This window comes from Mucilaginibacter sp. OK283, from assembly GCF_900110415.1.
Taxonomy (GTDB): Bacteria; Bacteroidota; Bacteroidia; order Sphingobacteriales; family Sphingobacteriaceae; genus Mucilaginibacter.
On sequence record NZ_FODR01000003.1, the window covers coordinates 534778 to 546799 of the forward strand.

Consider the following 12022-nt stretch of genomic DNA (forward strand, 5'->3'; position numbering starts at 1 on the left):
AGGTGATGGAAATTAAAGAGCGAATTGATAATTTAAATTGGGCTGATATTAAAGCCGGTATGGATGCCCGTGGATATGCCATTGTAAAAAACGTTTTAGCTGCGGATGAATGCGCCGCTCTGGCTAATCAATATATTGATGATGGGCTTTACCGCAAAACCGTTGTGATGGAACGCCACCATTACGGCCGGGGCGAGTATAAATATTTCAAATATCCATTGCCGGCAATCATTCAACAGTTACGGGAGCATGTTTATCTAAAGCTTGCACCTATCGCCAATAACTGGATGGAATTGCTAAATAAGCCCACGCGTTTTGCTGATACTTTAGATGAATTGCTGCAGTATTGCCATCAGCATGAACAATTGCGGCCAACTCCGTTGATACTGCAATACACCGAAGGCGGTTACAATGCCATGCACCAGGATTTGTATGGCGAGGTGTTTTTTCCCATTCAATCGGTTTTTATTTTGGATGAACCCGGCATAGATTACGAGGGAGGCGAATTCATTTTGCTGGAACAAAGACCGCGCGAACAATCAAGGGCGATGGTGTTAAAACCCGGCAAGGGTGATATGATATTATTTACCACCAGTTACCGGCCTGCAAAAGGCAGCAAAGGGTACCATCGGGTAAATATGAAACACGGCATAGCCGAGATTACCAATGGTCGGCGGCACAGTATGGGCATTATTTTTCATGATGCCAAATAACTGTTGCAACCCTGAATTTGATGTGAAACAAAGCTTTACAACTCCTGCGATTGCGATTGATTTATGCCATAAATTACATCAATAGTTAATTTTTGCTAAATTTATCGCAATTCTATGTTAACCCCCTTTCAGGATGGCAGAAAAGGTAGCTATAAGCGATGTGCAATTGATCGACCGGTTAAAATCGGGCGATGAAAGTGCGTTGACCGCTATCTACAAAAAATACTGGCAGCAATTGTTCCTGTCGGCCTACAATGTTTTAAAAGATAAGCAGGCCTGCGAAGATGTTATCCAGGAACTGTTCATCAAGCTTTGGAATAGCAGGGATAATATCCAAATAGCCGTATCGTTAAAAGCATACCTGTATGCATCCATCCGTTATGAAGTTTACAGGCAAATCCGTGCCGGGGTTGCAACAAGCGATGTGTTTGATGCCCTTGCCAACAGTTTGCAAAGCCCTGACACCCATGAAAATTTAGAATACAAAGAGCTGGTTTCACAGGTAAATTCGGTAGTTGAAACGCTACCCGAAAAATGCCGCGAAGTTTACAAGCTTAGCCGCGAAGAGTACCTAACCCATAAGCAAATTGCATCAAGGCTCAATATATCTACCAAAACAGTCGAAAATCATTTAACCAAAGCGCTTAAGCATTTGCGTACTTCGTTGGGGACTTTGTTTTTGTTGTAGATTGGGGTGTTTTCTGTTGTGGATGGGTGAAAAAGATGTGTTATTGCAGGAGTTCAAAAATGCCGACCGATGTTCAATTGATTAGTTATGGCATTTATCGTAACTTTATACTTAATTAAAAATATACGGAAGTGAAAATGAAGCCTAAAAACGATCAACAGGATAACCGCTTATTTGCCATGCAGCAGGTTATAAAAAAACTCAGGAATGATGATCTGAACCAGGGACATTGCTTTATGATTTTTGATGATGAATTGCCTGATGATGAAGCCTACTATGAATACCCAGATGGCCAGATAAAAGTAGAAAGATTGGATAAAAGTAATTTAGATGCCCCGCGCGAAGTGATCAAGGTACTCACAAAAAGTGAAATTGCTGCCGTAAAGGAAAAACATGAAGTTTTCCATTAAGCCTAAACTATTTATTATTACTGGGAGCAACGGTGCCGGCAAGTCTACCTACAAACAAACGTTGATCCCATCCGAATTTGCTGATCTCGATATATTTGATGGAGATGTTTTTTACACACAAAAAAGCATTGAGTTTTATAAAATAAATAAATCGTCAAAAGAGTCAAGAAAGCTTGCGGAAGAAGCACTTGAACAAGAATTTCTTCGTCTTGTTAACTTAAATATTGAGAACAAAGCTAACTTTGCCTATGAGGGGCACTTTACAGGCCCAGGTGCTTGGGCAATCCCAAAGAGATTTAAAGAAGCTGGTTTTGAAACCCATTTAATTTTCTGCGGGCTAAATACTTTAACAAGATCAATCCAAAGGGTAGAAATGCGTGTTAAAAAAGGAGGTTTCCATGTTCCCCCACTTGCAATCGAGAACAACTATTGGGGAAATATGGAAATGCTCGATAAGAATTTCCCGATGTTTGATTCTGTTGAACTAATTGATACGTCACTAAAAATGATTTCTATTGCTAAACTTCTAAATGGAAACGTCGGAAGATCCATACCTCCAGATCAGGTACCAGAATGGTTAAAAAGCGGAATGCCAATTATGTTTGAACTAATCAAGAAGTTTTACAATGTTGCATGATTTCTGCCATCATTCATCGTGAGAAAGAAGTATATAGCATAACTGTATTTTCAGCTATGCTATATATGCTATATTGTATTGATGTTTGCTCTGAAAAAAAGCATCCAAAGCTTTCTTTTCATCAAAGTCAATTGGAAGTTTAACACAGCCTGCTATCCTTTTTAATTTTGGGGATAATTTCTTTATACTTGTTTCTTCCGCCACTAACTTCTGCTTCGTTTTCATAATATTTTGCCTGTAAAACAAATTCACTTATCCGGACAATCTTCCCAATTTTATTTTTTTTCTTCCCAGATAGGGGATACCCCTGTTTTTATACTCTTACTATAAAAACCAGGTTGTGCAAAAGCAGGAATTTCAACAATTGATTGATAAATACCTTAACGGGCAGGCTACTGCCGATGAGGTGCAGCTGTTAATGGAATTGTTTGACAACGCCCAAACCAATAATGATTGGGACGAGCAAACCCTGGGCGTGAAGCAAGACCTGGAAGATAAAATGCTGCAACGTTTGCAATCGGCAGTTCAGCAATCGTCAGCAAAGCATCAACCTAAAGTATTCAAAATCTTTGCTTCCAGGAATGTAGCTGCGGCGGTAATCGGCCTTATGATTATTAGCGCCGGTGTGTATTACGGTACGCGGCACACGGCAAAAGAGGTAGCTCTGGCAAAAAACAAAACGGTGGTTAAGCACGATGCCGACCCCGGTAAAAATGAAGCAGTCCTAACCTTAGATAATGGCGAAAAAGTGGTGCTCGATTCTGCAAGGATCGGCACCCTTGCCAAAAAAGGCAACATCAGCATTAAAAAAACTAAAGATGGGCAACTGGTTTACCAGGTTGAAGAAGGCAAGGCTTCAGCGGCAAATGGCCCTGTAGCTTATAATACCATCAGCACACCACGTGGAGGTCAGTACCAGGTTATATTGCCCGATGGTAGCAAAATTTGGCTCAACGCGGCATCATCGCTCAAATTCCCCACGGCATTTACCGGCAGCCAACGTGATGTGGAGCTAACCGGCGAGGCCTATTTTGAAGTGGCTAAAAATCCGTCGAAGCCATTCATGGTAAATGTTAATGCGCTTAAAGTAAAGGTATTGGGCACCCATTTTAACATTAATGCCTATGCCGACGAGGACGATATTAAAACAACTTTGCTGGAAGGATTGGTACAATTAACCAGCGGCAATAACCATAACTTGCTAAAACCAGATGAGCAGGGTATTGTTAAAGGCGATAATATCCAGGTTGTTGAGGTAGATGCCGAAAGGGCCGTGGCCTGGAAAAACGGTTTTTTTGATTTTAACCGGGCCAGTATCAGGGATATCATGAAACAACTATCGCGATGGTACAACATCGAAGTGGTTTACAACGGAAAAGTATCTGACGACGAATTTATGGGCAGAATTGAACGAAATGTGAAGCTATCGCAGGTACTGCACGTTCTGGAGCTTAGCCATGTGCATTTTAAAGTTGAAGATAAAAAGATAACAGTATCACCTTAACCATATCCGTTTTTACATTAACCTTTAAAAAACATCTACCTATGAAAAAAAACATACATCTCCATTAACGCCCTACAACTACCTTACCCATGAAAAACGCCGGGAGTACTGCAATACTCCCGGCTTAAATGTATGGGCTAAGCTTTTACTGAGTTTCCTTAACAGACACATTCACCCAAAACACGACGAAGTTATGCAATTAAACTTTAGGGGTAAAGTATTTTATGTACCCCAAACATCAACCTCCAAACTGTTTTTGACAATGAAGTTAACGGTTATCCTGATTATGATTGGCTGTTTACAGCTTAGCGCCAAAAGTTACTCGCAAACCATAACGCTAAGCACCAGCAATACCGCTATTGATAAAGTATTTACCGCTATTGAAAAGCAAAGCGGTTTTTATTTTTTTTACAAATACAATGAAATTAAGCATGCCAAACCCGTTACAATTTCTTTAAAAAATGCCACGCTTGAACAAGCCTTACACGAGTGTTTTAAAGACGAACCTTTTACCTATACCATTGATAACAAAACCATTATTGTAAATAAAAAGGAAGAGCAGTTGGTTATACCCGATAAAATAACCGTTAGCGGGCAGGTTCTTGACAATACCAAACAGCCATTGCCCGGTGTAAGCATCACCATTAAAGGTTCAAATACCGGGGTAATAAGCGGAATCGATGGTAAATACAGCATCCAGGTTGATGATAACGCGGTGCTGGTTTTCAGGTTTGTAGGATTTAAAACAAGGGAAGAGCCTGTTAACAAACGTGCGGTTATCAATGTGTCCCTTGATGAAGATAACCAGCAAATGAGCGAGGTTGTAGTAGTGGGATATGGTAACCAGGAACGTAAAAACGTTACCGGTGCGGTTGGAACCGTAAAAATGGCCAATATTAAAGAGATAAAAGCTGCCAGCCTTGATCTGAAACTGGCAGGGCAACTGGCCGGCGTTACAGTAAACCAGGTTACAGGCACGCCGGGTGGCGGTGTTGCGGTTAACATCCGCGGCGCCGGTTCAGTGGGCGCCGGTGACAACCCGCTGTATGTGGTAGATGGTTTTCCACTCTCGCCTGGTTTCGATCAATATTCGAACCCCCTGAGCACCATTAACCCCGATGATATTGAAAATATAAGCGTACTTAAAGATGCTGCTTCAACCGCAATATATGGTTCGCGCGGTGCAAATGGGGTTATCATGATAACTACCAAGCGGGCAAAAAAAGGGGAGTCGTCTGTTACGGTAAATACTTCAACCGGTCTGCAATCGGTATTGCCTAAAAGCAAACTTAAAATGATGACGGCGACCGAATTTGCCCAATGGCGTACAGAAGCTATCCAGGATGCAAACGCGGTTAATGGTACCAATAACCCCATACCCAACGAGTATAAAAACCCTCAATCGCTTGGCAAAGGCACCGGTTGGTTTGATGCTGTAACCCGTGTTGCGCCGATGCAAAATTACGATGTTACCATAGCTGACGGTACAGAAAAAGTACGGTCGTTGTTTTCATTAGGATACTTTGATCAGCAGGGTACTGTGCTTAATACGGCTTTTAAGCGCTATTCGTTAAAAGCTACAATTGATGCAGATATAGCTAAAGGCTTGACCGTAGGGTTAAATATAGCGCCCACTTACAGCTTCAGGAATTTACAGGAAACAGACGGCCACTTTCTTTCGGCAGCATTAAGCCAGGCCTACCTGGAAAGCCCGCTTGTGCCGGTGAAACAACCTGATGGCTCGTATACCAACGTTGTCGGGTCGCCAGGTACTTTTCAAAATAATAACCCGGTAAGTTCCCTTGTAAATACAACCAACAAGCGCAACGAATTCAGGGCCCTTGCCAACACTTATATTGATTATGAAGTTGTTAAAGGGCTGAACATAAAATCAACGTTTGGGGTCGACTATCAAACCAAATCACAGGATTACTACAGGCCATCGTACCTGGGCGGGTTTAATGTCCCAAACCGCGATGGTAACCAGCAAAAAGCAGTAGCTTCATTCACCTCGCAAAATGTTTTTAACTGGCTCAACGAAAACAGCATCAACTACAAAAAAAACTGGGGCAGCCATACATTAACTGTATTGGCCGATTACTCCATACAACAGGAAAACTCACATGATCGTTTTACTTTCGGCACCGGCTTTCCTGATGATGCCATACGGTCTGTTGCCAATGCAACCATCATTACTGCTGATGCCGGCGACGCCGAGTGGCGTTTACAATCGTTAATTGGCCGGGTAAATTATGCCTATAAAGATAAATACCTGTTAAGTGGCTCTATTCGCCGCGATGGCTCATCAAGGTTTGCACCCGGGCACCGTTGGGGCACTTTCCCGTCGGTATCAGGCGGATGGCGCATTTCCGACGAATCTTTTTTTCCTAAAACGGCGGCAATTGACCAGGTTAAGTTTACCGCCAGCTACGGCCTTGCCGGTAATAACGATGTAGGGAACTATGATTACATTCCCGTTGTTGATGTAGCCAATTATACATTTGGCGGCGGGCTTGCACCGGGGGCTTCAATAACCGACCAGATTGGCAATACCGAGCTTGGCTGGGAAACCACCAAACAGCTGGATATAGGTATGGATGTATCGCTGCTAAAAGGCCGCGTTTATTTAATTGCCGAATATTATAACCGGTATACCCAACGGATGCTGCAGTATATCCCGATTCCTATCGTATCGGGCTATGGTTATGCTTTATCAAATGTGGGTAATGTACGTAACCGCGGATGGGAGTTTACGTTAACCACAAAAAATATAGTGGAGCGTAACTTCAACTGGTCAACCGATCTTAACATATCATTTAACCGCAATAAGGTGCTTGATTTAGGCCCTACACCATACATTTACGATGCACCTAAAAACGACAACCCTACAAGTATTACCAAAGTAGGCCTGCCCTTAGGCCAGTTTTATGGTTATATTTTTGAAGGTATATTTCAAAACCAGGCCGAGCTTGATAAATACTCTCATTTTGACGGCGAACAGGTTGGCAATGTCAGGTATAAAGATGTTAATGGCGATGGCGTAATTGACGGTAACGACCAAACCAATATAGGCAACCCCTGGCCCAAATTTACATTTGGTTTCAGCAATCATTTTTCGTACAAAAAGTTTGATCTGAATATCATTACAGCAGGATCGGTTGGCGGGCACGTGTTTGATATGTACAAGCAGTTTACAACCAATTTAGATGGGGTTTTTAATGTCGAGGAATCGGTTATTCATCGCTGGCGGTCTGCAAGCAATCCAGGAGCTGGAATATTGCCAACCACCGTTTCAAACACCAATCTTGCGCGTGATTATTACCCATCGTACTGGGTTGAAAGTAACTCGTATCTGTCGGTTAAAAACATTGATTTTGGATACAACTTTAAAACAAAGTTCACCAGGAATTTCAGGGTCTATTTCAGTGCCCAAAACGCCATCCTCCTAACCGGTTATAAAGGCGGTAACCCCGAGGTAGGGATTGAAGGGCAGCAGGGCAACAGGTCGCTGTCGCCCAACGTAAATTTTACGGGCTATCCTGTTTCGGCAGTTTACACGTTGGGGTGTAACGTGACATTTTAATTGAAAATGAGTATTCAAACTAACGATGGTGAAACCATAACAACAGAAATCATGAAAAAATACATATATGTTTTCCTGGTACTTATTGCATGTGGCACGTGGAGCTGTAAAAAGGATTATCTTAACCTTCAGCCTGCCGATACTCAAAATACAACCAATTTTTTCAAGACAAAGGCACAGTTTATACAGGCGGTTAACGGAGCTTATGCACCGTTACAAGGGCTGTATAACGGCAGTTTTTGGGCAATGGGCGAAATGCGGTCTGACAATACATCATACGAGTTTGATCCTTATGACCGCTCCGGTACCAACAAAGAGGAAATAGATGAGTTTAGGGAGTTGAACAATAACGATATGGTAGGCGCTTTTTTTGAGGCCAGCTATACAGGCATTGGCCGTTGCAATGCTATTTTAGCACGTTTGCCCGCGGCCAAACTTGATGTGGCAGTTGCCGATACCATTGCGGGGCAAGCCAGCTTTTTACGCGCATTCAACTATTTTAACCTGGTGCGTATGTTTGGCCGGGTGCCGCTGGTACTTAACGAGGTAGCATCGGTAAGCGAGGCTTACAAGGTAGCAACAAAGGCCGAGGTAGATGCTGTTTACGCGGCTATTATTGCCGATGCGCAGGTTGCAGTTGCCAAACTGCCGGTAACCTATGCCGGCGCCGCAAATAAAGGCCGGGTAACCAAGGGAACTGCCGAAACCATGCTTGCCGAGGTGTACATGACCCGGAAAAAATTTGACCTGGCCATTCCCTTGCTGCGGAATATTATTGCATTAAATGCTTATCATCTGAATACAGATTATGCCGATAACTTTGATAATAATAAAGAGAACGGCCCCGAGTCTATTTTCGAAATACAATACATTGAGGGTTCAAACGGACTGGGCAGCGATTTTGTAGATACTTTTATCCCCTGGGATTATTATGACTCGGATGTAACCGGTTTTGAGATAGCCAACGGCGCGCAAAACGGCTGGAATATTCCAACCCAGGACCTGGTTAACGCCTACGAGGATGGCGATAACCGTAAGGATGCCTCGTTAATTGAATTTACATCTGATGAGTACGGCGTGGATTTGCCGTTTATTAAAAAGTTTGCAACCACCAGCGCCGTGCAGGGTGTAACCGGCAAAAATTTCCCGGTGTACCGCTATGCCGATGTTTACCTGATGCTGGCCGAATGCCTTAACGAGCAGGGATTTGTGGGTGGCGGCGATGCTTTTAAATATTTAAACATGGTACGCGAACGGGCCGGCCTGGCCGCTAAATCCGCCGGGAATGATGACCCTGCTTTAAATGTTTCGGGCCAGGATGCCTTTCGCGATGCCATTGCGCATGAAAGGCAGGTCGAATTGGCGTTTGAAAATCACCGCTGGTTTGATCTTTTACGTACCGGTAAGGCCGTTGCTGTAATGACAGCCCACGGCGCCCGCGAAAAAGCCTTTAAAAAACCTTACTGGAATGTTAACTCGGCTGCATACTCAAATATCCGCCTGCTTTTTCAATACCCGTTAACCGAAGGCACCCTGGAACATTAGCCCGTGGGACCTACCGGTCCCCGCGAAACTTTTGCGGGGCCATTTTCGTTTACTGATAGATATTGCAATTACCACATCATTTTTACTTGTTTTATAGCTAAATATGTACGGTACTTAAAACAAAAATCGTTCTAAAGCTATATTTAATGCATGAATTATATTCAACAAGTAAGCGTGCTCAAAAAAGGATGCTTCAGTATCGTTTTATTATTTTCTGTTTCCCTAAGCTGTTTCTGCCAGGTTAAGTCATTACCACCACCCATCACGGTTGATAACCTTATTTGTGAGTATAAAACCAACCCCATATCGGTTGCAGTTGCTAATCCGCGTTTGAGCTGGAAACTGGTATGCCCCGAGCGTGGCATTCAGCAAACATCCTACGAAATAAGAGTTGGAAGCAATGCGGTATCGTTAACCAAAGGCAAGGATATCATTTGGGGCACCGGCCGTATTTATTCCGATCAGTCCATCCAGATTTACTATGGCGGGCCTATGCTTGCTTCGCGCCAAAAAGTTTACTGGCAGGTTAGGGTATGGGACAATAAAAACAGGGTAAGCCCCTGGTGCATGGTCAACTTTTGGAAAATGGGTTTGCTAAATCGTGCCGACTGGTCGGCCAAATGGATCCAGGATACTTATGTATCCGATACCACAGGTGGCCCGGCGCCCATGTTCCGTAAAAGTTTTAAGTTAGATAAAAAGGTACGTGCTGCACATTTATACATTACAGCGCACGGCGTTTTTGAAGCGCAAATAAACGGCAAGCGCGTTGGCAACGATTATTTTGCACCGGGCTGGACGAGTTATAACAAACGCATTCAATACAATGTATATGATGTTACCGCCAATATGCTAAAAGGCGATAATGCCATTGGCGTAACCGTTGGCGATGGCTGGTACAGGGGCTATACTTATAACCGTAAAAAAAATATATATGGCAGCAAACTGGCCCTGCTTTGCCAGTTGGAATTAGTATATACTAATGGTAAACGGGAGATTATTAATTCTGATAAAAGCTGGAAAGTGGCCTACGGCGCGATACGCTCGTCCTCATTTTTTGATGGCGAGGTTTATGATGCCCGAAAAGAAAAAATCGGATGGACAAATCCGGGTTATAAAGATATGACCTGGGATACGGTTAAAACCGATTCGACTATTAAAGATAACTTGATTGCCACCGCCGGCCAGACTGTAAAAAAACACGAGAAGTTTTTACCGCTTAAGGTATTTACCACACCAGCGGGCGAGCGGGTAGTTGACTTTGGACAAAACCTGGTAGGCTGGGTGCAATTTAAACTGAAAGCAAAGGCAGGCGATACCGTCAGGCTTTACCATGCCGAAGTGCTGGATCAAAAAGGAAATTTTTACACCAAAAACCTGCGTACCGCCAAACAGGAAATTACCTATATTTTTAAAGATGACAGCCTTGCCACTTTCGAACCTCATTTTACCTTCCAGGGGTTCAGGTTTTTAAAGGTGGTGGGTTATACCGGCCCGCTGGATTCCACAAATCTGGCTGCTTATGCCGTTTACTCGGATATGGCACAAACAGGCAAATTTTCCACTTCAAACCCATTAGTTAACCAGTTACAACATAATATTCAATGGGGGCAAAAAGGAAATTTTATTGATGTGCCTACCGATTGCCCGCAGCGCGATGAGCGCATGGGCTGGACGGGCGATGCACAGGCCTTTTGCCGTACCGCCACTTTTAATATGGATGTGGCAGGCTTTTATACCAAATGGCTAAAAGATTTAACAGTCGATCAGCATAAAGATGGCGCGGTGCCTTACGTGATACCCAATATGCTGGATAGCGCTTCGTCTGCCGCATCCGGCTGGAGCGACGTGGCCACCATAGCCCCATGGAATATTTACCTGGCCTATAACGATAAGCAGGTGTTGCAGCAGCAGTACGAAAGTATGAAGGCATGGGTGGGCTACATTCAGCTGCATAGCCGCAATTACCTATGGGATACAGGCAACCACTTTGGCGACTGGCTGTTTTATGCCGGTACCAATTACGAAGATGGTGCCGCACTAACCGACAAAAACCTGATAGCACAGGCTTTTTATGCCCACTCAACGCAATTGCTCATCAATGCAGCCAAAATATTGGGTAAAAGCGATGATGTACAAAAATATTCGCAACTGTTGTATAATATCAAAAAAGCTTTTAACAGCGAGTATGTAACACCCAACGGGCGCATGATATCGGGTACGCAAACATCCTACGTACTGGCATTAAATTTCGATTTACTGCCCGAGAACCTGAGGGTATCGGCAGCAAAAAGGCTGGTAAAAAATATTGATGATTACGACGAGCATATCACTACCGGCTTTTTAGGCACACCCTATATTTGCCATGTTTTGAGCCGCTTTGGCTTTACAGATATTGCTTACGACCTGCTGATGAAAGAATCGTACCCATCGTGGTTATACCCGGTTAAAAACGGCGCTACCACCATTTGGGAACGCTGGGATGGCATTAAGCCCGATGGCAGCTTTGAAGATCCCGAAATGAACTCCTTTAACCATTATGCCTATGGCGCCATAGGCGATTGGATGTACCGGGTAATTGCCGGCATTAATACTGACGAGGCTGATCCGGGGTTCCACAAAATTATTATTTCGCCAAAGCCGGGCGGTAAATTAACCAGCGCGCAGGCCGAACTGGAAACCCTGTACGGCAAAATAAAATCGGCATGGAGTATTGATAATGGCATATTCACGCTGGATATTGTAGTGCCACCAAACACTACTGCGCATGTTATTTTGCCATCGGTAACCGATCAGATTACCGAAAGCGGGCTGGATATTAACAACGAAGAAGAGATTACCGAAATAAAAAAGGTTGGCAACGATGAACAGATGAACGTAGTATCGGGCACTTACCATTTTGTATATACGCTTAAGCTTCCGGGGAAAAAAAGCTGACAACC

Annotated in this window: 9 protein-coding genes; 8 read left to right on the plus strand and 1 reads right to left on the minus strand. The window is 43.6% G+C overall.

The window, feature by feature from the left end; translation table 11 throughout:
* Positions 1 to 5 precede the first annotated feature (5 nt).
* From BMX56_RS10460 to BMX56_RS10475, 4 genes are all read left to right on the plus strand, one after another.
* Positions 6 to 713 (plus strand): 2OG-Fe(II) oxygenase, encoded by a 708-nt coding sequence (locus BMX56_RS10460; protein WP_090645744.1) that lies wholly within the window; start codon positions 6 to 8, stop codon positions 711 to 713.
* Positions 714 to 846: 133 nt separating this feature from the next.
* Positions 847 to 1401: an RNA polymerase sigma-70 factor gene (locus tag BMX56_RS10465; RefSeq protein ID WP_090645749.1), complete on the plus strand. Its 555-nt coding sequence runs from the start codon at positions 847 to 849 to the stop codon at positions 1399 to 1401.
* Between the two features lie 137 nt (positions 1402 to 1538).
* Positions 1539 to 1811 (plus strand): hypothetical protein, encoded by a 273-nt coding sequence (locus tag BMX56_RS10470; RefSeq protein WP_090645752.1) that lies wholly within the window; start codon positions 1539 to 1541, stop codon positions 1809 to 1811.
* Positions 1795 to 2448, plus strand: coding sequence for a zeta toxin family protein (locus BMX56_RS10475; RefSeq protein ID WP_090645758.1), 654 nt, complete (start codon positions 1795 to 1797; stop codon positions 2446 to 2448). The genes BMX56_RS10470 and BMX56_RS10475 overlap by 17 nt, the downstream gene beginning before the upstream one ends.
* Before the next feature lie 54 nt (positions 2449 to 2502).
* Here the strand turns inward: BMX56_RS10475 and BMX56_RS30125 are convergent, their stop codons facing one another.
* Positions 2503 to 2673, minus strand: coding sequence for a hypothetical protein (locus tag BMX56_RS30125; protein ID WP_177183768.1), 171 nt, complete (start codon positions 2671 to 2673; stop codon positions 2503 to 2505).
* A gap of 115 nt (positions 2674 to 2788) precedes the next feature.
* On the opposite strand from BMX56_RS30125, the gene BMX56_RS10480 reads away from it, so the two are divergent.
* From BMX56_RS10480 to BMX56_RS10495, 4 genes are all read left to right on the plus strand, one after another.
* Positions 2789 to 3952 carry a FecR family protein gene (locus BMX56_RS10480; protein ID WP_090645761.1) on the plus strand — a complete coding sequence of 388 codons (1164 nt, stop codon included), beginning with the start codon at positions 2789 to 2791 and terminating at the stop codon, positions 3950 to 3952.
* 193 nt (positions 3953 to 4145) lie between these two features.
* On the plus strand, positions 4146 to 7535 hold the full coding sequence (locus BMX56_RS10485; protein WP_090645765.1) for a TonB-dependent receptor: 3390 nt from the start codon (positions 4146 to 4148) through the stop codon (positions 7533 to 7535).
* Between the two features lie 51 nt (positions 7536 to 7586).
* Positions 7587 to 9080 carry a RagB/SusD family nutrient uptake outer membrane protein gene (locus BMX56_RS10490; protein ID WP_177183769.1) on the plus strand — a complete coding sequence of 498 codons (1494 nt, stop codon included), beginning with the start codon at positions 7587 to 7589 and terminating at the stop codon, positions 9078 to 9080.
* Positions 9081 to 9230: 150 nt separating this feature from the next.
* Positions 9231 to 12017, plus strand: coding sequence for a glycoside hydrolase family 78 protein (locus BMX56_RS10495; RefSeq protein ID WP_090645775.1), 2787 nt, complete (start codon positions 9231 to 9233; stop codon positions 12015 to 12017).
* Positions 12018 to 12022 lie beyond the last annotated feature (5 nt).